We start from the raw sequence: 21,925 nt of genomic DNA, 5'->3' as shown, positions 1-21,925 counted from the left end.
TCGATCAATGGCAACAGTGTATAAAGGCATATTAACAAACAACGGTAAGGCACTTATTGCAAATGCCACAGTCAATAATAAAGTTAATTATTCACATATTGCCCTTGGTGATGGTAACGGTTCAGTTCCTACACCTTCCGAAACACGCTCAGCACTTATAAATGAAAAGGCAAGAATTGCACTCAATGTCGTTGAAATTAGCAGTAGTAATGCCAATCAAATTGTATGTGAGGCAATCATCCCAAGCAATGTAGGCGGTTTTTACATCCGTGAGCTTGGGTTATATGCTGGCGCTACAATGGTCGTAAACTCAAACTACCCACCAACTTATAAGCCTTTAGCCGATGAAGGTGGTGCACGAGAAATAAACCTTAAACTTATTATTAATGTTCAAAATGCTGAAGTGATTGCACTTTATCTTGATGACTCGTTAATCTATGCAACTCGTGAATGGGTAAATACCAATTATATTCGTCGAAATGAAATTGTAGATAATCTAACGACAGATGATTCAAAAAAACCACTCTCGGCAAAACAAGGAAAATATTTAGAGGATAATAAACTCAATAAAGCAATTAATATTCCTGTAAATGCTGATTTAAATAATTATAAAACTCAAGGAAGCTTCTTTGTCGATCTAGACGTTTATGCTGCAACTATTAAAAACAGTCCAACATGGTTATCTTTCACTCTACAAGTGGATATTACCGCAGGCGTTGTTCAAAGGCTAACAACTTACAATGGTGGTGGTACAAAACAATATATTCGATCTTATTATCAAGAGTGGTCAGAATGGTATGAAATTTATAGTAAGCTAAATCCTCAACCGACTGTAGACGCAATTGATGATCTAAATTCAAGTGATGCAAAAAAACCCTTATCTGCAAATCAAGGCAAAAAATTAAACGAAAAAAAGGTTGAAGTTGGAAACTCTTTTTTTGATTCATTTGCAAAAGATGTTGATTATTATCAAGATCATCTCACTGAGCAAACTTTTAAGTCTTTTGATGATTTTCCACTTGGATCGCGTATTTTAGTTTCTAAAAATATAAATTTATTAAATGCACCCAATATTGCAGATGATTTTATTTATATTGAGACAAAAACAACTTACAAAAAAAATGCACCAGGGCGACTACAAATGGCTACTGGATATTCTTCTGGTGAAATCGCAGTACGTTCAGCACCTACAAATGCTAATTATGGTTCATGGAAAAATATAGCACATACCAATAGTAATGTTGCTTCAGCTACAAAATTGCAAACTGCCCGAAATATTACAATTGCAGGTGATGCAAATGGTACGACTTATTTTGATGGGACATCTAATGTTTCTATCAATATGGTTTTAGCAATGGCAAATACAAGTGCTGGTACTTATGGTGCGAACACATTACAAATTCCAGTATTTACAGTTGATAACAAAGGGAGAATTACAAGTGCTGGCAATAGAATGTTTCCTTCAGCTTCGACAACAGTACAAGGAGCAGTACAACTAAACAATACATTGACTAGTACTTCTGTAACTGAGGCGTTGGCTGCAGCACAAGGAAAAACATTGTTTGATAGTAAACTGTCAAAATCAACAAAAATCTCCAGCGGTGATTTAAACCATTATCAGGAACCAGGACTGTATTGGTGTGATGCAGATGCTGAAGCTGCAACTATTCTAAATTTACCAACACCATTTGCTTTTTCACTCTTTGTAGAACGTCATGCAGGTGCAAAGCAAACATTTACTGAATACAACACAAATCGCACATTCATTAGACGGTTTTATAATGGGTCTTGGACATCTTGGAAAGAAATTGCATTTAGCGATAATCAGACTTTTACTGGATCTAATAAGTTTAATGGTGATGTAGAAGTTGCTGGTGCAATATATGCTCAAAAGTTCAGAGGTGAAAGTGATTTTTGGTTCACGTCTAATGATGGTGGAATAGCTAAAAAAGTTCTATCGGGTGGATTACTTGCTTCCTCAAATTATACGGATGTTTCCTATGTTCCTGAAAATGGTATTTACTCTAAAGGGAATATTTTAACTGCAGGTGGTTTCTTCACAGCACGTGCTGAAACAACAATCAGTAATAGTACAGGTAGATATTTATTTATCAACCAACAAAAGTGGGGGGCATTTGATCCAGCCACAGGCTATGTACCCTTATCAGTTGATTGTGGTGGAACAGGCAACGGGCAAGGTATTGCACCATCCGCAACTAAGTTACAAATTGCCAGAAATATCAATAATGTTCTATTTGATGGAACAGGTGATATTAATATTACAGCTCCTATGCGCTATCTAGGAAATGCAAATAATTCAACTTTAAACAGTTCTCTTGAAGATGGTTTTTATCTTGTTGCAGATAGTAATATCAGTGGATTCTATGGATATGGAATTTTAGAAGTTCGTAAAGCTGGAGCGACGATTCATCAAACTTATTACGCACATAATAAAAATGTAAATGGATCTGTGGCAGTCCGACAGTCTTGGAATGGCGGTCAAAACTTTACTGAATGGCGTTCATTAGATCCACAAGGTTCAGTGACGCTTTCAGGTCAACTTTCAGGAAGTGCAAGCTTTGATGATTCTGGGAATATAAATATTTCAGCTTCAGTTGTTCAAGGGCTTGGCATTAATCAAACGTGGCGCAATGTAACATCTCAACGTGCTGCCAATACAACATATACCAACAACAGATCCGTACCTATCAAAGTTGCTATTTATTTAGAAGCTGGTGGCAATAACGCTTATGCAAATATAAGTGTTGGAGGTGAGTTTCTATTTGCATTTTCAAATACTACAGCCTGGGGTACATCGAGGGGTGGTGAGATTACAGTGCCTCCATATACAACTTACCGTGTTGATGGAACATTCACTAAATGGTCGGAGCTAACATAATGAAATATTTCAAAAAAAATGGTGAAGTTTTTGCATTCGAGAGTGACGGTTCACAAGATGAATTAATCACTGAAGATTTTGTAAAAATGACAAAAAGCGAAATTGATCGTCATTTAAATCCTGAGAAATATTGGAATGATCAGCAAAAACGAGAAGCCTTTCTACTTACACTCACGGCTCTTACTCGTCGTCAATTCAAACTTGCTTTGCTAGAAAACAATTTACTTGAGAAAGTTGAATCAACGATCGACAACATTCCAGATCTGCAACTACGAAAACGTATGCAGATTGAATACTCAGAATCAGTTGAGTTTCATCGAGAATCAAAATCAGTGAATGCAATGTGTGAAATGCTTGAACTTAGTGAAGATCAAGTTGATCAACTTTGGCAACATGCGATGACCTTATAAAAAGAGTCTTTCTCAATTTCTGGCTTGTCATTTATCTGTGAAAAAGTGAATAAGGAAAAGAATCATAATTTATTCAAGAATGAATCCAAAATCTAAATATGATTATGGATTTATTCATGACAGACACTTTCATTCACGGTATTGAAAACGTCACTGTAGATGATGGCGTAAGACCAATTACCACAGTGCGAAGTTCAGTAATCGGATTAATCGGGACCGCACCCGATGCAGATGAGAAACTTTTTCCACTCAATACTCCAGTTTCAATCGCTGGATCTCGAATAGAAGCAGCAAAACTTGGATTAACTGGTACTTTGCCTGATGCTATAGATTCAATCTTTGATCAAATTGGCGCGCTTATTGTTGTCACTCGTGTTGCAAAGGGCGTGACTGAAGCTGAGACACTTGCCAATGTTTTGGGTGGAGTGGATGCGAACAACGGTACTTATGAAGGTGTTCATGCATTTCTTGCTTCTGAGAACATCTTAGGGTTTGTTCCAAAGATTTTAATCGCACCAGGTTTTACACATACACGCACAGAGGGTAATTCCAATGCTGTAGTCGCTGAATTGGTTGGTATTGCTGAACGACTAAAAGCGACCATTATTCCGGATGGTCCGAATACCAATGATTCAGATGCTCAAGCTTATGCGAAAGATTTTGGTTCAAAGCGTATTTATCTGGTAGATCCAAAATCCAAAAAAGTTGGTTCAGAAGGTACATTAATTGAATCATTCTCAAGTGCTCATGTTGCAGGTCTAATTGCAAAATCAGATAGTGAGCGCGGTTGGTGGTGGTCACCATCAAATCAGGAAATCAATGGTATTGTCGGCACAGTTCGCGCAATAGATTTTCAAATGGGTGACGCAAATTGTCGTGCGAATATCCTAAATGAAGCAAAAGTAAATACAATCATTCGCCAAAACGGTTATCGTTTGTGGGGAAATCGCACGTTATCAGCAGATTCTAAGTGGCAATTTTTATGCGTGGTGCGTACTGCGGATATGATCGACGAATCATTGAAAGCTGCCCATCTTTGGGCTGTAGACCGTGGTATTACTAAAAATTATGTGAGTGATGTGGTCGAGGGAGTAAATAGTTATTTGCGCTATTTAACAAACATTGGTGCAATTTTAGGCGGTAAATGTTGGGCAAATCCTGACTTAAATACCCCTGATCAAATTAAATCAGGAAAGATTTATTTTGATTTCGATTTCACACCAGTTTATCCAGCTGAACACATTATTTTCCGTTCTCATCTTGTAGATGATTACATCAAAGATATTTTTGCGTAAGGGGGTTGTATGACAGGTGTAGCAGCAGATATTCGCAAAAATTGGAATATCTTTATTGATGGTAAAGGCTATGCGGGTAAAGCCGATGAATACAATCCTCCTGAGTTGGAAGAAGAAAACGAAGATTATCGTGCTGCAGGGATGGACGCGGCAATAGATATTCGCACAGGTATGAAAAAGTTAACTTCTGACTTTACTCTTAACTCTCATAGCCGAGATACTTTGGCTTTGTTTGGAGTTAAACAAGGTAAATCTACAACCGTGATTGTTCGTGAAGCAATGGAGAGTTTCGACGGCACTGTCACCGCTATTGAACACACAATGCAAGGTAAGGTTGTAAAAATTAGCCAGGGTAAAGTTAAAGCCGGTGAATTACCTAAAGACAAATACGATATGTCCTTAACTTACTATAAACAGACCATTGGTGGAAAAGTCATTCACGAAATTGATGTGATTAACATGGTTCGTATCATTGATGGTGTGGATGTATTGGCTGATATTCGTAACGCAATTGGGATCTAAAAAAATGTCTAAACAAAATCAACTTCCAGAATATCTAAAAGAAACAGCTACAGGCGATTTCGAAATTACATTTGCCAAGTCACTTGATATTGATGGGGCGAAAGTGGGTGTAATTGTAATGCGTGAGCCTACAGTACAAGATTTGCTTGCTGCAGAAATGCAATCAAAGGGTCAATCTGATGCGGTTCAAGAGATCATGATGTTTTCAAATCTTTGTAGTGTTACACCGGATCAAATCAAGGCAGCGACATTAAAAGATTATCGCCGTATTCAAGAGGCATTTAAGCTTTTTACAACATGAGCACAGAGGTCGCAAGATCTTATGTGCTCGGTTTAGCTTCACACACTTCATGGTCAAAAGCTGAAATTTTGGAAATGAGAATTTCAGAAATAATTTGGTGGTGTGAGGGATTGCCTGAAGATGATCAATAACCGCTTTCGAGCGGTTTTTTAATGAAAAACTGAATAATGATAAATTTTCAAAACAAATAAAAAATAGTGAATCAGATTCTAAAATTGTTTTGCTATGTCAAATAAGAAACTCAATGCAGTCATTACGATTGGAGGAGCATTATCAGGTTCCTTTAAATCTGTAATGAATACCACAAAGGGCGAACTTAATAAAATTGGCTCGGAAGTCAATCGACTTAAAAAAACTCAAAACCAATTGGGCGACTCGATCAAAACTTTTGGTGGAATGGGTAAGAACGTTGATAATTTACGTTCACGTTATAGCGCCGTTACAGCCGAATTAAAAAAATTAGAATCGCAACAACGTAAGTTAAATTCGATTGAGAAAGCAAGACTAGAAAACAATGAAAAACTATCAAATCTAAAATGGCAATTAGGATCTGTTATTGCTTCGACTGTAACTGTCGGTGTCCCGGTTAAATTGGCAATTGATTTTGAATCTGCAATGGCAGATGTAAAAAAGACCTTTAGCGGTACTGATCAAGAATTTAAAAAGATTAGTGATGATGCTTTGATGCTATCAACGCGCCTACCAATGGTCGCGACTGAAATATCTAAAATTATGGCTGCAGGTAGTCAGTCCGGTATTAAAGCCAATGAGCTTACTCGATTTGCTGAAGATGCAGTCAAAATGGGAGTGGCGTTTGATACCACAGCGGATATTGCAGGGCAATCTATGGCAGAGATGCGTACCGCATTTCGCATGAACCAAGATGAGGTTGTAGAGCTTGCCGATAAAATTAACTATTTAGGCAACAATACACCAGCTGCAGCCAAAGCCATTATGGATATTGTTCAACGTATTGGTCCATTGGGTGAAGTTGGGGGCTTCGCTTCGGGATCAATTGCTGCACTTGGTGCGACGTTACGTGGTATGGGGATTTCGGAGGAAATTGCAGCAACAGGTATTAAAAATACCATGTTGGCTTTGGTTGCTGGTGAGTCTGCCACTAAAAGCCAAAAGGCAGCCTATGCAGAATTAGGGCTTGATTACAAACGTATTTCAAAACAAATGCAAAATGATGCCAACGGCACAACATTGGAAGTTTTAAAGTCTGTATCAAAACTTGAAAAGCATAAACAAGCAGCGGTTTTATCTAATTTATTTGGTAAGGAGTCGTTGGGCGCAATTGCACCACTTTTAACCAATATTGAATCATTAGAAAAAAATCTAGGAATGGTTGCCGATAAAAGCAAATACGCTGGATCGATGGCAGCAGAGTATCAGGCTCGATCTGAAACAACCGCCAATTCAATTATTCTTTTTAAAAATAGTTTATCTGCATTAGGCACAATTATTGGAAGTGTGCTCTTACCCTATATTACGGCTGGTGTTGAGAAGCTTGGAACATTTGTAGTTAAAGTGATTGAGTGGACCAAAGCAAATCCAGAACTTACAAGCACAATTGTAAAGGTGGTTGTAGGTTTAACAGCTTTAAAAGTTGGGTTGATTGCTGTGCGCCTTGTGTCATTGCTTTTGAGATCCAGTATTTTAGGGCTTGCTGGTTCTTTTATCCGATTGCTTGGAAGCAGTAGCGGATTATCAAAAGTGTTCAAAAGTACAGGGCAAGCTATATTAGGTATGAAAAACCCACTTGGCATCGCAAGAGCTGCTTTTTCATCATTTGGACCTGTATTAAAACAAATTGGATTTGCTTTACTACGAACTCCGTGGGGCGCTGTTGCAGCAGTAGCAATTGGGGCTGGTATTGCGATTTACAAAAATTGGGATCGAATAAAAGCTTTCTTTGCAGGTTTTTGGCAAGGCTTAAAACAAGGTATGGAACCTTTCACAAGTGCTGTATCTGAGTTAATTGCTTCTGTACCAATTTTAGGTAAAGCGTGGGATCTGGTGAGCACTGCGGTTTCTAAAGCATGGAATTGGTTTAAAGAATTACTCACACCAGTTAAGGCGAGTAAAGAGGATATAGAAAAAGCGACCTCAGCTGGGCAAAGATTTGGTCAATTGGTGGGCGGTGCAATCAATGCTGTTTTGGCACCACTTCGCATGATGATTGATGGTTTTAAGCGGATCTTAGATTTTGGCGGTAAAGTTTTTGACTTAATTGGGAAAATTGTAGGTTTTGATCTAGGCTCAAAAGTTGCAGAGGTTAAATCTATTTCGCAAATACCGCTTGCCCAGCCAACACAGCCAAAAACTACAGCATTACCATTCCCAATGAAGGTCCCAAAAGTTGAAATGCCGAAAGCTTCATTTGTAGGTGAAGGATTTGCAAGAAAATCTAATTTTGAAGCCGATAACATTCCTGAAGCAATCAAACCATTTTCAAATAGTAAAACTTCTGACTCGAGTCAATCCGCTCGAATTAATCAATCAGATCGGCGCGATCAGGTAAACCACAATTCCTTTTCATTTACGATTCATGCCGCACCTAATCAAAATCCAAAGGAAATAGCTCAAGAGGTAATGCAAAAGCTGAAACAAAAACAGGGCGTCGAAGAGCGTAATTCAATGATCGATTGGGGGTATGCGCAATAATGTTAGTTTATGGATCTTTTATCACAATGATGCGCCTGGGTGACTTTAAATTTGGAGTCTATACGGCAGCCTATCAGGAATTAAACAGAACAACACAGTATCAGTGGGGTGAACAGTCAGTTTTTGGGGATTGGGATAATCTACAGTTTTTGGGACCCGGACAAGACACAATGACTTTAACTGGCGTGATTTTCCCTGAATGGAATGGAGGTACAAGACAGCTTGATAATTTACGGGGATTAGGCTCGTTGGGTAAGCCTCAACTATTGATTACTGGCTCAGGTAAGGTTTTAGGCAATTGGATAATTACAGAAGTTTCTGAGGGGCAGAGTAAACATGCTGCATTTGGTGTACCACGCCGTCAAGAATTTACGATTAACCTTAGGAAGCATAGTGATGTAATGGGAAGCTTGGGGCTTGCAAATATCATTCGCGGTGCAATTGGGAGATTATAAGTATGGCTCAATATCAAACTAAAGCGGGCGATACAGTAGATTATATTGCCTATAAATATTACGGACACACTAAAAATAAAGTGGTGGAAAATATTTTTAATGCCAATCCACGATTATCAGCAATGACACCAATTTTGCCAGAAGGCGTATTGATTGAACTACCAGAACAAACTAACACCCAATTTTCAACGAATACAAGGATTAAACTATGGGATTAAAACCTAGTTTTAGTGTGGTCGCAAATGGTAATGATATAAGCGGTGTAATCTATCAATTATTTGAATCAATCACGGTGACTGATAAAACTGGCATTGAGTCAGATTCATGCGAGATTAGTTTGATTGATGATCCTACTAATCCTATTGATATGCCTGTGAAGGGCGCTGAGTTAAAAGTTTCGATGGGTTATGATGGTGAGCTTCAGAGCATGGGTTTATTTATTGTTGATGAAGTTGAGTTATCAGGTCCACCAGATAAAATGATTATTCGCTGTAGGGCAGCAGTACAAACAGAGAGCAAGACAGGTAAAACGTCACTACAGACCCAAAAGAGTAGAGTGTGGGATAAGGACGTTACTGTTGAAGGCGTTGTTCTTAAAATCGCAACTGAACACAATTTAGAGCACTTAGTGAGTGATTCTTTAAAATCAGTCAAATTGCCACAAATAACACAGTCAGATGAATCAGATTTATCATTCTTGATGAGATTGTCAAAACGCTATGATGCAGTATGTAAGCCAGCTGGCGGCAAGTTATTATTCGTTAAAAGAGGCGAAATTGATTTAGGCACAGTTGAACTTACACGCTACCAAGTTTCAAGTTGGTCAATGGTGAGTAGTTCAAGGGATAGTTCTGGTACTGTTATCACCTATTGGCATGAAAAAAATAAAGCAAAAAAGAATGAAGTTAAGTTGGGTGAGGGCGAACCAGTAAGAAGATTACGACATACTTATCTTGATGAAAAAAGCGCAAGAGCAGCTGCTCAATCAGCGCTTGATTCATCTAAACGTAATGAGGATAAAGTTTCTATTGAGTTACCCGGTGATCCATTTCTTTCAGCTGAAGCAAAATTAAGTCTATCAAGTTTTAGATCGGGAATTGATGGTGACTGGTTAATTGATTCAGTGACTCATGCAATTGATAAAACTACTGGTTTTATGAGTTCATTAGAGGCTGTGAAAAGTTTCAATACAGATAACTAAAAATTTTAACAAGTGTGTAAAGTTTTACTTTGGTCAGACATAATACCAAACATGACCAAAGTTCTAAAATTATATAATTCATTGTTTTTATGCTTATTCAAGTTTGCCTTTGTGATGGATTTATACAGAATAAGGCTTAAATAGCTACAATTTTATTGTCGATATATCCAATAGGATAATGACCTAAATAATATAACTCAGCAATAAACTCCCATTTTTGACCTAATTGTAAATATCTTTCAGTCATTAGCTGTCTGAAACAGAAACAAATTGAATCACGAGCTGCTAGACTAAAATCATGTGGAGGTATTATAAACAACTCCTTATTCATGTCTCTTGTTGCATTTAAAATTTTTTTATTAATACATTTTCTCAAATTCAATAATTCTGGTGTATTCTTTTGTTTTTTGTAAAATGGATCTTCTTGGGAAATACTTGATGGTAACCATCTAAGTTTGTTGTATTTTCCCTGAAAGTCCTCGTCTGAATGATTCAAAAAAGCTTTACCTAAATTTTCTATTAAAATAACTCTATCATCATTGATATTGTTAATTCCCATTTTAGAAAAAAAATTAGTATTTTCAATTTTTCTTAAATCATCATTGATATCAAACATGAACTCACCCAAACTTTTATAAGGCTCAAAGGAAAATTTTTAATCCTTTCTTGTATTCTAACCTTCCTAATGAGACTAGGCTACTATGTAGAATATTGTATTGATAAGTCGGAAAATCATGATTTTAAGGAATTTACTTCCTGCCTTTTTATGATTTCTAAAGAAATGGAGAAGTGAAGCTAAAACACTATCAACTGTTAGACAGGCGGCTGATGCTGAAAGATTGATAGAGGAGTGGTCTGTAAATTAAATAGGTATGAAGCTATTTGCAAAATATTACTTTGACCATATTTGGTATCAGATTTGGCTAAAGTTCTTTAAATCTATAACTAATTGTTTATATAAATATTATTTTAGATGAGGCGACAAAATATTAAAAAATAAGCCCTCAATTCACTTGACCCTGATTAATTTGAACGATTCGATTAAGCAATAATAGAAATAATTAGCGCTTTAATTTATATTTGATTATTTTTTATCGTGAGTACTAATTGTACTAAGTCTATTTTAAATTTAGACCTCCATCTGCAATTATAATTTCTCCAGTTAGATAATTCGAAGCTATTAGCATGGAAACAATTTGAGCTATATCTTCAGGTTGTGCAGCTCTTTTCATTGGTGACTGTTCATTCCAAAGTTGCTGTGCAGATATCCAGCTTTGAGTGAGTGGAGTACTTACTAAACCAGGAGCGATGCCATTTACTCGTATATCTGGAGCTAATGACACAGCTAACAAGCGAGTGATATGGTTTAATGCGGCTTTTGAAGCTGAATAGGGAATAGATGCACCCTTAGGTCTAACACCTGCATGAGAACTTATGTTTATAACACAAGCAGTTTGTCCTTGTTTAGCCGCATTTCTTAAGTAAATTTCTGATTCTGCTATAAGGCGAAATGGAGCAATTACATTAACTTCGTAAAGCTCGTTCCAAACTGCTGGTGATGCAGCTAAAAGATCCTCATGTGGAATGATCTGACTCATACCAGCATTATTTACTAAAACATTTAGATGACCTTTCCAAGATATAGTTTGATTGATGAGCCTTATTCGATCATCGTCTTTAGATAAATCAGCTTGAATGTATATGGCATTTCCAAACTCTTGAGCCAGTTCAATTCCTTTTTCACTTGAACTTCGCGAGTGCAAAACAACAGCATATCCTTCTCTTGATAACTGATGAGCAATTGCTTTTCCTATTCCAGATGTTGAACCAGTCACTAGCGCAACGAGTTCTTCATTATTTTTACAATTATACAAAAAGTATTTCTCCTTTTTTATTCATGAAGCAAGTCCAAGTATCAAGAAATCTGAAAATAATAGTAATACTTAGTATATGAAATTTGTGATCGATGAGCGAATGATAGTGAGCTCTAAACTCTTAAACTTCAGTCAGGGCGGGCAAATAAATACCGCTTTGAATGATGTTAAGAAAAAGCTCTTTGGATGGAGCTTTATCTTTAAAAATATACTTGGGGGAAAACTATCTAAAATGTAATGACAATTTCGCAAAAACAATTATCAAACATGAGTATTGCGTAGATATAATTGGATTTTGGCAGAGTGATAAAACTCATTGGATTTACCACTCTATGAAATTATTTATACTCAAGCACGGATTGGATTTTTTTCAATGCCTTGATCTGTTATACCGTTTGAGGAGACAATTATTTGACTTTTACTCGATACACAGTATGCAGTAACATTCCCACCTTTCTGTATTAACATAATAAAAGGCTTTTCTGCTGATCTATCCCAGTTTTCATTTTTACCAGGTGCAATCGAAAAATATCCTGTATCACCATCACTTCCCCACTGATTAACGCAAGCAGAGATTGATTCATTTGTGTTGTTTGTAACCTTGATACCCATATTAGAATCCTTTTAATTAGTTATGATAGATTTTAACTATCAGTATAAAATATAGGCATAATTGCAGGCTTAGCATATACCTGAAATCAGGTATAAAAAACAATTACAGTGGACAATTCTGGAGTTCTTTTTTAGTTATAGATCGTAGTATTCAATAGAAAAATTATTATAAATTAGAATGTTTAGGTAAATTAAAAAGAGTTTGAGTTGAATAAAAAAAAGTATACAATTACACCAAAATTACAATACGATTATTAGTAAAAATAATTGTTTGAATTTTTGGACTAATAAGCACTCGTACAATGAAAAAAGGATTTTTTATAATGAAAAAGGTATTTTTGTCAAATGCTTTTTGGGGATTAATGTGTTTTAGTTACCATTCTGTTTGTGCAAGTTCTGAAACTTTTCAACCTATGTCCGATACTGAAATGTCAGCGACTACTGGTCAAGCTTTAATGAGTATGTCTTTTATTGCACCTAATGATTCAGATAATTTGGAAAGGCAGCGTTCTGGCGGTAGTCAGAATATCGGTTTTTATCGCTTAGGTTTGGAAGCAGAATTAGAGTTGAATGCTAATATTAAAAAATTACAACTAGGTTGTGGGGGATTAAACGGGGCTGGTGGCTGTGACCTTGATATTGATAATTTAAGTTTAAGTGGTATTTCTGATACTAATTCTGGTAGAGCAAGTTCTAGCGCAAAATTAACAAACCCATTCATTGAGTTTGCAATTAAAAATCCTGGTCAATCATCAACAAGAGAAATTGTTGGATTGAGACTGAGTGCCGAGAAAATACTAGGTCTAATGACTTTGGGAACAGAAAATTCATCTGTTGCGAATGGATTAAATAGTTTCTCTGGATACATGAAAGTACAGTCTGGTATTGGTACTACTGCTGCAGAACAAAGTAAAATTAAAGGATATGCAGATACTGCTGCACAGTTTATGAATTTAGGTACATACCCAATTAAAGGTAATTTAGTTGCAATTGGATTAGCAAATGCAAGTTTCATTACAACAGGAGGTGGGTTCAGTATTCCAGAAATGAATAACCTTCCTTTTGAAACTTCTCAAATTGTTGTTGTTGGGAATCGTAAAACATCAGTTGGTTTATCTGCTTCTGTTGATATTCCAACTATCAATTTGGGGACAGGAAATGATTATCCATCAACAGGTAGAACAACTTCTGATGCAAATGGAACCACAACAGCAGTGTACACAGCTGGTAATCCCGTAGACGCTAAGATAACAGGATGTCAAAACACTGTTTTTTTAATTCCAGCTTGTTTAGCCGCACCAACAGGGCGTCAATTTACTAATATCAAAATGAGTGGTTCAGTAAGTGGTGCGAAAGCGACTGTAAACTTTCAAGAAGCTCTTGGCTTTATACATACTTTACAAGTGAACTCAGCTGCATCTTTAAGCTTACAAAATCAGAGTTTATTATGGCCAGGTTCTGAATCCTTAAATATTGCACAACCAGGTTGGTGGTTAGCTCTTGCAGATCCTATTAGTATAGGTCGAGTAGAGCCAACCCAAAAATTGAGTATTGAACCATTACTTGGTCAATTTGCTACAAAAGCTGGAGATTATTTACAGAAAAATCCTGCTCAAACAAATGATCTTGGTGGAATTATTAGTGGAAATGGTCTTGATGCAAATATAGGAAATGTAAATTTATCAAGTGTTGCTCCTTTACAGATGAATCTATCCAACCTTCAGCTTAATGGGCAAAATTTTGCCCCAAATTGTTATGGTAGTCTTAAATTTTGCTAATTTAATTTACTGGAATTCGTACAGAATTTAAAAAAACATTGTGGATACTGATAATATGAGTACCGCCATTAAACTATCAACGAAATCATCGTGGTATGGTTTTTAATCAGTCCTGTTAGGATAGGTCTACTTTTCTGTTCTCTTAAAAGTAGACCATAAATAGATCGCTTAATAGCTGTAAATGTTGTTAATCAAATTAAAAATATATAATTCATTAATGTATAATGGTTATTAGGTAACAGAATAAAGAATAGAGTGATTTCAATCATTGCGTTACAGGTTGCGTTACAAATATTTTTATAAATAAATTAGTTTATATTTATCAGTGTATTGAGTGCTTATTTAGAAGAGCGCTGGGCGTACCATCTTGCTGTTCCTCCTTGTTCCAATTTGTCTCAAAACCCTTTATATTAAAAGCATTCGTAGAATTCATTGTCGCAGTTTGTCGCATGATGTACCGCCATTTCTCAAGTTTTTAACGGTACTTTATACGGTATACCGCAAAACCCAATAAAAATGTACCGTAAAAAATGGCTAAACTCGTTGTGATCCTAGACAGTATTGTGGACAACCGATCCCTCTAAAGTCTTAAAATATTTCTGTTCAAAGGCTTCTGGGCTTAACCAGCCGTTTGCGGAATGAATTTGAATAATGCCAAGAAAATATCAAAAGACATTTCGATTCCACAACCTATCTTTAATCATTTAAAATATAGATTTTTTATTGGGAGCAGATCAACAAAGAAGAGGTACTTTATTTAAAATAACAATTCTGTAATTTTTACTCGAAATCAACTAATATTGATATGTTAAAAGAGTCTTGTATAACAGGATTGTCGTAGGGCGATGAGTCAAAATTTTTGTAAATTGTGTAATAGACCCACAATGACTGAAAAAAAGCATTGTCAATCATGTGATATAGAGAATAAAAGTGGTTTTTTTTCGTTGTCCATGTTTATTTTGTTGATGGTAACTTTTGCTTTTACCGCAACGAAATTATTACAAGCAGAGCCTCAAGATGATGAAGTCGTTTCGATAACGACTAATGTTGATACGACATCTCAGCGTTATTTTTAAGAATATTTGGTCATAAAAAGGCACCCTCCAAATTAGATTAAAAGTATCCAACTTTCGGATGCGGTTCAAGTTAGCGAGTTTTTTATTCAAACTAAGCATCAACAATAAAAAATGAATACTCTATAATTCACTTGATAAAGTTCTATTTGATTATTCAAAAGATTATGATGTGCTGTTTTTATGTTGTATGGAGGTTTGTTTCTGCTTCTGACTTGGCATATAGTCTGGTTCGCTAGACATCGCCAGATACAGGAAAGTAAAAAAGATAGAAGTTAAAATACCAACAATAACAATGAATTTCCAACCCAATGCTGTTGATTCTAGATCATCAGATGATGGTGTATTTTTCATATAAAACCTCATAGAGGAAAAAGATAAATGGGTATGCCTTATATCACAAAATTGATCAAAGTATTTTCCCAGCATATCAGCAAGGCGCTTTCACTCAATAAAAACTGTAATTTGGTTTGGTTTGTTAAGCATTGTTAAATATCAAACTTATAAAAAATATTTTGAAAATTTAATGTATTAGACACATAGATAGGATTGTCTAGACATATATCTTAAACAGAAAATAATAAATGTTGACTCGAAATTTGAGTTTCGCAATGAATTATTTTAAGATTTAAAATGATTAAAATATCACCGATAAATGATAGACTTTTCACAAAATAATTCACAAACATGGATGCGCCAATCATGATGAAACACCATAGACAACAGAACATATACTTTTTTATCGCCTTAATTTGTCTTTCAGTATTTTCTATTATTTCTAGCGTTGCTAAGGCTGAAGGTAACTGTCCTCCTGGCTATTATCCAGTAGGTGGTCAGGGTGTACAAGGCTGTGCACCGATTCCAAATTATGGTGGTGGAGGTGGATATGCCCAGCCAAGCTATCGTTCACCAACGACAGAAGGTTATGTTGCAGCAGGAACAAATGGAGTCATTGGTGTCGCAACGGCAAAAATTTTCCGAGGAAAGTTAGAAGAGAAAGCGCTACAAGATTGTGAAAAAAAAGGGGGTACAGGTTGTCAAATTTGGTTTACTTATGATGACAATCATTGTGCGACAGTTGGACAGGCTGAAGGAACCAATAGACTCTATCGAGCACGTACAACAGCTGGTGAAGTGAAAGATGTTATTCCAGTACTCGTTCCTGGGAGCAGAAAAGCATTAGGACGCAAGAAAGTTGTTGACGCATGTCGTGCTGATGGTTTTCCAGAATCTCAATGTAAGATTATTTATCAAGATTGCCGTAGGTTGAATCTTCCATAACAATTCAATATATAACTAAAAATGAATATATTAGGTGAGGGAATAGGACTTCGACCTCACCTACCAGAAGATTTTTTTCATATTTTCATTTAAGCAAGAATGTAGTTGTACAAAATAAGATATTCACTTGCCAATAGATTTTAACTTTAAATTTTGGTTTGAGCCAGTAAATATCATTGACATACTAGATACTTTAAATTAAATTTAAATAGTTATTTTACTAAAAATAAATAACAAAAAACCTTAATCAGCGCAAAATTAAGGTAAGCCTCATAGAAATGTGAGGCTTTTTTATATAGCAAAATAATTTTAAATCTCATCATATTTTTTGCTCACGACTTGTTTTTTGGTCACAGCCTTATAGATCGCTTAAAATCGAGAACGAAAAATAAGTAGATTTTCGAGTAGCTTCAATTTTGTATAGATCGCTTTAAAATAATTGCATAATCCTAGACCGTATTTAGCATCAATCAAATACAAATTTTTATTCAAATGTTATTTAAAAAACATGAAAATTACATCTATAACATAGGTTTATATAAAGTATTTGTTTCAATCTAATCAAGATCATGTTCAGCCTTGAAGCGTTCTAAATTTCGCAGAGCTGTTTGATAACGAGATTGCACTTGGCTGCTATTGATACGGAGATCATATAATTTCTGTTTATAGCTATCGCGATCTTTATCAGAAAGGTTTTTATACTCCAATCTTTCAAGGTAATAATTCATATCATTTTGTGATTTATTAAAATCTGAATTTGCAGAAAAGTACTGACTTGCGACTTGATAATAACTACGAAGAGATTCACGCTTTTCTATAGGACAAATTCGATAATTACCACGACCATCTAAGGCTTCATAGAAAATGTTTTCAGGTTGACAATAAGCACTCAAACCTTTTTGGTAGCCTTTTTCATATAAATTCTGATTTGGAATGATATTTGCTTTTTGGCAAGCAGAGTAGTATTGATCTAGATGTGGGTTGGAACCAGCTGAACCATCTTTTTCACCAACATTAAACCAGTTTGCAGTTTTGCATTGCTCAATACTCATTGCCGTACAGCCTGAAAGTAAAACAGTAAAAGTAGATAAAACTACTATAAATTTCATGAAATAATTTCCTAACGACGATTGAGCAACTTTCTAAAATATTTTATCATGACAATATCTTTTATTTGCTGACAAAATTTAAAAAGTACCATTAAAGTGTATTGATTTGGTTGAATAATCATTTTTTTGTAGAATTGGATTTTAGACCTTAAAGATTTTTAAAAATGATTCAATATATTAAAAATAACTTTCCAATTATTGTTCTGTTGATGATTGTTATTGGTGGCTTTGGCTATCCTTTTTATTCTGGAAAATGGATTGTTGCACCTAAATTGAATCAAATTGATGCGAAATGTTATGGAATTGATGTTCCAGATGATATCCAGTATGGACGATCTGAGCACTTTTGTTCGTGTATGAAAATGGTGCATAATAAAAAAGACAATGATCATATTAATTACTGTAAGAATTTAATAAATAAGGAGAATTTTAATGAGTCTAAGTGATTTTATTTATAGTCTTTAAAATAAGGATAAATGAATGAAAAATTTGAAATGAATATATGATGATTGATTTGCTCAAGAAAAGTATGAAACGAATTTAATGTTTAATTTTTCATACTTATGGAACGGATCGCAGGTTGATACAAAGTAGTTATAAAAACATGTTTATGGTGAATGTAGAACAGGTTGACTGCATTCATTTAAAGTAGGAATAAAATTTTGGTGATAAATAATATGAATATTAATGAATTAGATGAAAAATATGAAGCGTTTAAGACAAGTCAGCATTTTCCTGAAAAAGATGATCATCAGAAATTCACAAAGAAAAATAGACAGTTAAATGATCTTAAATCAATCATGGATAATATACTTTATAATACCCTGTTTCTAAAATATTTTTTTATTCTTGCACGACCTGATGATGAGTGTTCACAGATGGCAAAAAATTATGTAATTTTAGTTGATGGGAAAGAAGTTGCTTTGAATGTAAACCAGTCTCCTCAATTTCATGACAAAGAAAATTATTTAAAATGGTTACACAGTGAAATCATGAAATGAACGTTCTATCAAGAGCTACAATAAAGTAAATGTATATTGGTGTTTATTGTTTTAATAAAATGAAAAATCAACAAGATTGCTGATTGTTAGCCCGAATAGATATAACTATATAAATCTTTTTAATATAGGGTTTTTTTGAAAAGGTTTGTAAATTTTATGTTATTAGTGTATAAAAAAAGAACAACAATAAAATGAGGGTGATCACATGATATATAAATCAATAAACATCGCTTTTTTCATATTTATGTTTGTTGTTCTTACATTGTTAGTACATCTCTTTGGAAATATTCCATCAGGGATGTGGGTTTTAAAATAGTGTAATCTAAGTAAAGGGCTCATCTGAGGATGGGCTTTTTTATGGATTGTTTTTAGGGAAATGTTGATTAATTAATGATTCAATGAAAAATAGTCCAAAGTGTGACAGTTCTGTTAACAGTTTATAAATTAAATAAATTCTAACCAATTGAAAAATATTAAAATTAAAATGATTTTTGAAATCTAATGTTATAAAATTTCACATATTCTTTCACAACTAACATGTTGAAATACACAGGTTTTAATTTGATGTTATTCCTATTAGACCTTTTTTATTCAGTACGAGGAATGTCATGTTTAAGACTGCAGCATTATTAGGCACTGGGATCGCAATTGGTTGTTATTATCAGTCACATAAAAATGGCGCTGATAAAACCAAGACAAAAAATCTGACCAAGACAAGCAAAAACGACAAGAATGATGAGAAGGACATTCAACCTCAGTCGTAACTATCTATTCCAGCAGGTCTCTAATTTAAGGGGCTTGTTGGGTAACAAGAAGTAATTTTATAGCGTGATTTTAAACTTTTCACAATAAATTTAAAAATTTGTTTATCTCCATATTTTTTAATCTCAGATGTTTCGATGTGCACCTTTAATCTTTTAAGTATCGTCCATTAATTATTGAACATTTATAGTATTTAATTATTGTTTAGTATTTTTAATATTAAGTGTTGATTTAAAATAAAATTTTAAAAATTGTCATTTAATGCCAATGTTCTTGATTGTTTTTGTTTTAAAATTTGAGCCAGAAATTACTTTGTAGTTTCAAGCTTTACCTAATAGAAGCTTTTCATGTAGTTGCCCACATTATCCAATCATGTGGGCTTTTTTAAGGCATATTTTTATGATGTTGCGAATTAGACAATTGCTTTGTATTCATGTTTTTGAATATCCTAATATAAGCTGCATAAAAGAATGCCGTAAATGCGGAAAAATTAGCAATATCGATGTTAAGTGATGAAGCTACAACTTTTAAATTCAATGAAAATTTTTGTATTCTCCTAGGAAAATTGATGTTTTCTTTGCTTCTCCAAATCAGCATCGTGTTCATCGCAATCATTGCATTAATTTATTATTCAAATAAATCTTAATTTAAAATCTATGGCTGGTTAGCATATAAATAGCTAAAAATAAAATATGAAATGTATAGTATTATAAATAATGTTTATGATTTCTGTACGGAACCAGTAGTGAATTCGCAATCGCTGGTTGGATGAGCTTCAAGTCCTGTGGTAGAACTTAAACTTCTTATTTCTACTGAGATTAATCATGAAAAAAATATTATTAATTTCCTCTATTTTAACTGCTTTTTTTTTAGTTGGATGTAATGCAAAAGACAAAGAAAAAAACAATGCCTCAACAGGAGAAGCAAGTAGTCCTGTTGCTCAGGTAGACAGCAATGAGTCGAACCAAAAAACAGTGAAATATGAAACTAATGATAAAAAGCAATTCACACTTCAAACAACTGATAATTTTGCTACAGCAACTTTGACAGATAGTGAAGGGCATAACTATTCACTTAAAGAAGTTCCAGCTGGCAGTGGTATGCGTCTAGAAGGTGAAAATGGTGTGTCAATTCATTCCAAAGGTGAGGAAGCAACAATTGAACTTGTAAAAGATCAGTCTTTTTCGGTGAAAGAAGTTAAATAAACTTGGATATAAATTGCCCCACCTTTTGGTGGGGTTTTTTATGATACCCCATAATTTTTTTCACTTTAAATATCTTAGACGATTTAAAAACATTGCTGTAAAGTTTAAATATAAACTATGTGTATGATTTTAAATAAAAAATATATTTTTATTGAATTGGGTTACTTCAAAAAGAGTAGATCAGGTGTACGATGCTTTTAATTAGTTTATTCACATCAATCATTATTGATGTAAAGCATCCTTTACATTTAATTTGAAATTAATTATGCTTGTGTAAAGTTTACTTTACATGAGTGCGCTATGAATAAATTTAGACACCTTTTTGAATTGGTTTTATCTATCTTGCTGTATATTTTAGTGTTGGTTTTTTCTCTAAGATATTTAAAAAATAATCAACTTGATGATTCAACACAAATGATTGTAACTTTATTGCCCGTCATTCCTTGCGTATTCGTATGTTGGAGCGTGATTAGACAGTTATCGCAATTAGATGAAATGCAACATCGAATTCAACTACAAGCTTTTGCAATCGCCTTTGTTGGTACTGCGCTCATCACATTTAGCTATGGCTTTTTAGAAAATATTGGATTTCCTTTACTATCGATGTTTTTTGTTTGGCCATTAATGGCAACATTGTGGGGAATGGGGATCGCAATTGGAAGTTGGCGTTATCGATGAAAAATATTTTATCTGAATTAAGAATGAAGCAAGGTTGGTCGCAACAACAAATTGCGGAATTACTTGGTGTTTCACGTCAAACTATCAATGCTATCGAAAAAGAGCGTTATGATCCAAGTCTCCCTTTAGCCTTTAAAATAGCAAGACTTTTTGGTTTATCTATAGAAGCTATTTTTCAGGATGAAGAAACAATAAAAAATGAACGCTAAGTAGAGATAAATAAGCATTTGATAAACAAAGAGGAAAATATCCAAGCCTGGCAAATTAGATAATAAAATAAGGGGGTGTGAGTATAAGGTGGTATTGGATTGCTCTAAGATTGTTGCTATTTAGAGATTTATCTTTGTTGGTAACTTTATTGACCGATGCAATATGTAGTGTCGAAGCATTTAGCATGACCAATTTTCCAGCTAAAATTATGCAGATTGAGGCTGGATATTTTTCTGATTATATAAAGCTGAGCATTTGAAAATAACATTTGGATAAGGTCACCAACCATCAGGATGAGTTAAGTCTATCTCCTAACCAATTCTCTTGCTTTCTTTACGTCGTGGTTATGTTCTCAGATCCAGGTGTATTACGATGATGTATATTGGGCTTGCGTGACAGTGCATAAGTGTTGTTTATGTTTATACTTAAAATAGCGATACAGTACGGGGTTGTGTCACATCTACTTTTATTAAGATAAATCGCAATAAGAATATATTTTTAGTATGTGTGGGTTTAGTTAGATCACATTTTTGTTGGATAGTGAGATGATATATTTTGATCATTCTAAATTTTGCATGAGTTTAATGTC

23 protein-coding genes are annotated in these 21,925 nt (G+C 34.5%); 18 read left to right on the top strand and 5 right to left on the bottom strand.

Features of this window, described 5'->3' with window-relative positions; translation table 11 throughout:
• The first annotated feature begins 7 nt into the window (after positions 1-7).
• The 9 genes from AC1Z3T_RS10245 to AC1Z3T_RS10205 all read left to right on the top strand — a co-directional run bounded on the left by AC1Z3T_RS10245 (position 8) and on the right by AC1Z3T_RS10205 (position 9,753).
• Positions 8-2,899, top strand: a complete 2,892-nt coding sequence (locus AC1Z3T_RS10245; protein WP_483396624.1) for a phage tail-collar fiber domain-containing protein — start codon at positions 8-10, stop codon at positions 2,897-2,899.
• Complete coding sequence (locus tag AC1Z3T_RS10240) at positions 2,899-3,309, top strand: hypothetical protein (protein WP_483396623.1); 411 nt, start codon at positions 2,899-2,901, stop codon at positions 3,307-3,309. The genes AC1Z3T_RS10245 and AC1Z3T_RS10240 overlap by 1 nt, the downstream gene beginning before the upstream one ends.
• A gap of 116 nt (positions 3,310-3,425) precedes the next feature.
• Positions 3,426-4,604 (top strand): phage tail sheath subtilisin-like domain-containing protein, encoded by a 1,179-nt coding sequence (locus tag AC1Z3T_RS10235; protein WP_221260465.1) that lies wholly within the window; start codon positions 3,426-3,428, stop codon positions 4,602-4,604.
• Between the two features lie 9 nt (positions 4,605-4,613).
• The gene (locus AC1Z3T_RS10230; protein ID WP_200024627.1) at positions 4,614-5,126 is read left to right on the top strand and encodes a phage major tail tube protein; all 513 of its coding nucleotides are present in this window, start codon (positions 4,614-4,616) and stop codon (positions 5,124-5,126) included.
• A 4-nt stretch (positions 5,127-5,130) separates the two neighbouring features.
• Positions 5,131-5,427 (top strand): phage tail assembly protein, encoded by a 297-nt coding sequence (locus tag AC1Z3T_RS10225; RefSeq protein WP_221260464.1) that lies wholly within the window; start codon positions 5,131-5,133, stop codon positions 5,425-5,427.
• A gap of 225 nt (positions 5,428-5,652) precedes the next feature.
• On the top strand, positions 5,653-8,097 hold the full coding sequence (locus AC1Z3T_RS10220) for a phage tail tape measure protein (protein ID WP_483396622.1): 2,445 nt from the start codon (positions 5,653-5,655) through the stop codon (positions 8,095-8,097).
• 26 nt (positions 8,098-8,123) lie between these two features.
• Entirely contained in the window at positions 8,124-8,552 is a 429-nt protein-coding gene (locus tag AC1Z3T_RS10215; protein WP_483396621.1) for a phage tail protein, read from the top strand.
• Positions 8,553-8,554: 2 nt separating this feature from the next.
• On the top strand, positions 8,555-8,770 hold the full coding sequence (locus AC1Z3T_RS10210; RefSeq protein ID WP_483396620.1) for a tail protein X: 216 nt from the start codon (positions 8,555-8,557) through the stop codon (positions 8,768-8,770).
• Positions 8,761-9,753, top strand: coding sequence for a contractile injection system protein, VgrG/Pvc8 family (locus tag AC1Z3T_RS10205; RefSeq protein WP_483396619.1), 993 nt, complete (start codon positions 8,761-8,763; stop codon positions 9,751-9,753). The genes AC1Z3T_RS10210 and AC1Z3T_RS10205 overlap by 10 nt, the downstream gene beginning before the upstream one ends.
• 136 nt (positions 9,754-9,889) lie before the next feature.
• On the opposite strand, the gene AC1Z3T_RS10200 is transcribed toward AC1Z3T_RS10205, so the two are convergent.
• The 3 genes from AC1Z3T_RS10200 to AC1Z3T_RS10190 all read right to left on the bottom strand — a co-directional run bounded on the left by AC1Z3T_RS10200 (position 9,890) and on the right by AC1Z3T_RS10190 (position 12,239).
• Entirely contained in the window at positions 9,890-10,369 is a 480-nt protein-coding gene (locus AC1Z3T_RS10200) for a hypothetical protein (RefSeq protein ID WP_483396618.1), read from the bottom strand.
• Between the two features lie 502 nt (positions 10,370-10,871).
• Positions 10,872-11,627, bottom strand: coding sequence for an SDR family NAD(P)-dependent oxidoreductase (locus tag AC1Z3T_RS10195; RefSeq protein ID WP_483396617.1), 756 nt, complete (start codon positions 11,625-11,627; stop codon positions 10,872-10,874).
• Positions 11,628-11,975: 348 nt separating this feature from the next.
• A complete protein-coding gene (locus AC1Z3T_RS10190; RefSeq protein WP_483396616.1) occupies positions 11,976-12,239 on the bottom strand; it encodes a hypothetical protein in 264 nt (87 codons plus the stop codon).
• 323 nt (positions 12,240-12,562) lie between these two features.
• Here AC1Z3T_RS10190 and AC1Z3T_RS10185 point away from each other — a divergent pair, with 323 nt between their 5' ends.
• Positions 12,563-14,017, top strand: coding sequence for a hypothetical protein (locus AC1Z3T_RS10185; RefSeq protein WP_199959521.1), 1,455 nt, complete (start codon positions 12,563-12,565; stop codon positions 14,015-14,017).
• An 884-nt stretch (positions 14,018-14,901) separates the two neighbouring features.
• Positions 14,902-15,093, top strand: a complete 192-nt coding sequence (locus tag AC1Z3T_RS10180) for a hypothetical protein (RefSeq protein ID WP_035301414.1) — start codon at positions 14,902-14,904, stop codon at positions 15,091-15,093.
• 162 nt (positions 15,094-15,255) lie between these two features.
• Here AC1Z3T_RS10180 and AC1Z3T_RS10175 read toward each other — a convergent pair whose 3' ends face one another.
• Positions 15,256-15,444 (bottom strand): hypothetical protein, encoded by a 189-nt coding sequence (locus tag AC1Z3T_RS10175; RefSeq protein ID WP_005030158.1) that lies wholly within the window; start codon positions 15,442-15,444, stop codon positions 15,256-15,258.
• A 348-nt stretch (positions 15,445-15,792) separates the two neighbouring features.
• Between AC1Z3T_RS10175 and AC1Z3T_RS10170 the strand changes: the two genes are divergently transcribed.
• The gene (locus AC1Z3T_RS10170) at positions 15,793-16,371 is read left to right on the top strand and encodes a DUF4189 domain-containing protein (RefSeq protein ID WP_100886269.1); all 579 of its coding nucleotides are present in this window, start codon (positions 15,793-15,795) and stop codon (positions 16,369-16,371) included.
• A 557-nt stretch (positions 16,372-16,928) separates the two neighbouring features.
• On the opposite strand, the gene AC1Z3T_RS10165 is transcribed toward AC1Z3T_RS10170, so the two are convergent.
• Positions 16,929-17,480 carry a DUF2799 domain-containing protein gene (locus tag AC1Z3T_RS10165; RefSeq protein WP_005030154.1) on the bottom strand — a complete coding sequence of 184 codons (552 nt, stop codon included), beginning with the start codon at positions 17,478-17,480 and terminating at the stop codon, positions 16,929-16,931.
• A 164-nt stretch (positions 17,481-17,644) separates the two neighbouring features.
• Between AC1Z3T_RS10165 and AC1Z3T_RS10160 the strand changes: the two genes are divergently transcribed.
• The 6 genes from AC1Z3T_RS10160 (at position 17,645) to AC1Z3T_RS10135 (ending at position 21,335) form a co-directional block, all read left to right on the top strand.
• Positions 17,645-17,926 (top strand): hypothetical protein, encoded by a 282-nt coding sequence (locus AC1Z3T_RS10160; protein WP_005030151.1) that lies wholly within the window; start codon positions 17,645-17,647, stop codon positions 17,924-17,926.
• A gap of 231 nt (positions 17,927-18,157) precedes the next feature.
• The gene (locus AC1Z3T_RS10155) at positions 18,158-18,481 is read left to right on the top strand and encodes a hypothetical protein (RefSeq protein ID WP_100884838.1); all 324 of its coding nucleotides are present in this window, start codon (positions 18,158-18,160) and stop codon (positions 18,479-18,481) included.
• A gap of 608 nt (positions 18,482-19,089) precedes the next feature.
• Positions 19,090-19,245, top strand: coding sequence for a hypothetical protein (locus tag AC1Z3T_RS10150; protein WP_167387351.1), 156 nt, complete (start codon positions 19,090-19,092; stop codon positions 19,243-19,245).
• An 822-nt stretch (positions 19,246-20,067) separates the two neighbouring features.
• Entirely contained in the window at positions 20,068-20,448 is a 381-nt protein-coding gene (locus tag AC1Z3T_RS10145; protein ID WP_100884839.1) for an MliC family protein, read from the top strand.
• Between the two features lie 300 nt (positions 20,449-20,748).
• Entirely contained in the window at positions 20,749-21,126 is a 378-nt protein-coding gene (locus AC1Z3T_RS10140; protein WP_058970623.1) for a hypothetical protein, read from the top strand.
• Positions 21,123-21,335: a helix-turn-helix transcriptional regulator gene (locus AC1Z3T_RS10135; protein WP_005030142.1), complete on the top strand. Its 213-nt coding sequence runs from the start codon at positions 21,123-21,125 to the stop codon at positions 21,333-21,335. The genes AC1Z3T_RS10140 and AC1Z3T_RS10135 overlap by 4 nt, the downstream gene beginning before the upstream one ends.
• Positions 21,336-21,925: the final 590 nt, after the last annotated feature.

Source organism: Acinetobacter sp. B-6, assembly GCF_056930735.1.
The sequence above is the reverse complement of the archived record's forward strand: the minus strand, read 5'-3'. Positions and strand labels throughout refer to the sequence as shown.

What these genes read in the sequence shown, in the direction of transcription:
- AC1Z3T_RS10245 (WP_483396624.1), top strand. Translation starts at nt 8, where the DNA reads ATGGCAACAGTGTATAAAGGCATATTAACAAACAACGGTAAGGCACTT.
- AC1Z3T_RS10240 (WP_483396623.1), top strand. Translation starts at nt 2,899, where the DNA reads ATGAAATATTTCAAAAAAAATGGTGAAGTTTTTGCATTCGAGAGTGAC.
- AC1Z3T_RS10235 (WP_221260465.1), top strand. Translation starts at nt 3,426, where the DNA reads ATGACAGACACTTTCATTCACGGTATTGAAAACGTCACTGTAGATGAT.
- AC1Z3T_RS10230 (WP_200024627.1), top strand. Translation starts at nt 4,614, where the DNA reads ATGACAGGTGTAGCAGCAGATATTCGCAAAAATTGGAATATCTTTATT.
- AC1Z3T_RS10225 (WP_221260464.1), top strand. Translation starts at nt 5,131, where the DNA reads ATGTCTAAACAAAATCAACTTCCAGAATATCTAAAAGAAACAGCTACA.
- AC1Z3T_RS10220 (WP_483396622.1), top strand. Translation starts at nt 5,653, where the DNA reads ATGTCAAATAAGAAACTCAATGCAGTCATTACGATTGGAGGAGCATTA.
- AC1Z3T_RS10215 (WP_483396621.1), top strand. Translation starts at nt 8,124, where the DNA reads ATGATGCGCCTGGGTGACTTTAAATTTGGAGTCTATACGGCAGCCTAT.
- AC1Z3T_RS10210 (WP_483396620.1), top strand. Translation starts at nt 8,555, where the DNA reads ATGGCTCAATATCAAACTAAAGCGGGCGATACAGTAGATTATATTGCC.
- AC1Z3T_RS10205 (WP_483396619.1), top strand. Translation starts at nt 8,761, where the DNA reads ATGGGATTAAAACCTAGTTTTAGTGTGGTCGCAAATGGTAATGATATA.
- AC1Z3T_RS10200 (WP_483396618.1), bottom strand. Translation starts at nt 10,369, where the DNA reads ATGTTTGATATCAATGATGATTTAAGAAAAATTGAAAATACTAATTTT.
- AC1Z3T_RS10190 (WP_483396616.1), bottom strand. Translation starts at nt 12,239, where the DNA reads ATGGGTATCAAGGTTACAAACAACACAAATGAATCAATCTCTGCTTGC.
- AC1Z3T_RS10185 (WP_199959521.1), top strand. Translation starts at nt 12,563, where the DNA reads ATGAAAAAGGTATTTTTGTCAAATGCTTTTTGGGGATTAATGTGTTTT.
- AC1Z3T_RS10180 (WP_035301414.1), top strand. Translation starts at nt 14,902, where the DNA reads ATGACTGAAAAAAAGCATTGTCAATCATGTGATATAGAGAATAAAAGT.
- AC1Z3T_RS10175 (WP_005030158.1), bottom strand. Translation starts at nt 15,444, where the DNA reads ATGAAAAATACACCATCATCTGATGATCTAGAATCAACAGCATTGGGT.
- AC1Z3T_RS10170 (WP_100886269.1), top strand. Translation starts at nt 15,793, where the DNA reads ATGATGAAACACCATAGACAACAGAACATATACTTTTTTATCGCCTTA.
- AC1Z3T_RS10165 (WP_005030154.1), bottom strand. Translation starts at nt 17,480, where the DNA reads ATGAAATTTATAGTAGTTTTATCTACTTTTACTGTTTTACTTTCAGGC.
- AC1Z3T_RS10160 (WP_005030151.1), top strand. Translation starts at nt 17,645, where the DNA reads ATGATTCAATATATTAAAAATAACTTTCCAATTATTGTTCTGTTGATG.
- AC1Z3T_RS10155 (WP_100884838.1), top strand. Translation starts at nt 18,158, where the DNA reads ATGAATATTAATGAATTAGATGAAAAATATGAAGCGTTTAAGACAAGT.
- AC1Z3T_RS10150 (WP_167387351.1), top strand. Translation starts at nt 19,090, where the DNA reads ATGTTTAAGACTGCAGCATTATTAGGCACTGGGATCGCAATTGGTTGT.
- AC1Z3T_RS10145 (WP_100884839.1), top strand. Translation starts at nt 20,068, where the DNA reads ATGAAAAAAATATTATTAATTTCCTCTATTTTAACTGCTTTTTTTTTA.
- AC1Z3T_RS10140 (WP_058970623.1), top strand. Translation starts at nt 20,749, where the DNA reads ATGAATAAATTTAGACACCTTTTTGAATTGGTTTTATCTATCTTGCTG.
- AC1Z3T_RS10135 (WP_005030142.1), top strand. Translation starts at nt 21,123, where the DNA reads ATGAAAAATATTTTATCTGAATTAAGAATGAAGCAAGGTTGGTCGCAA.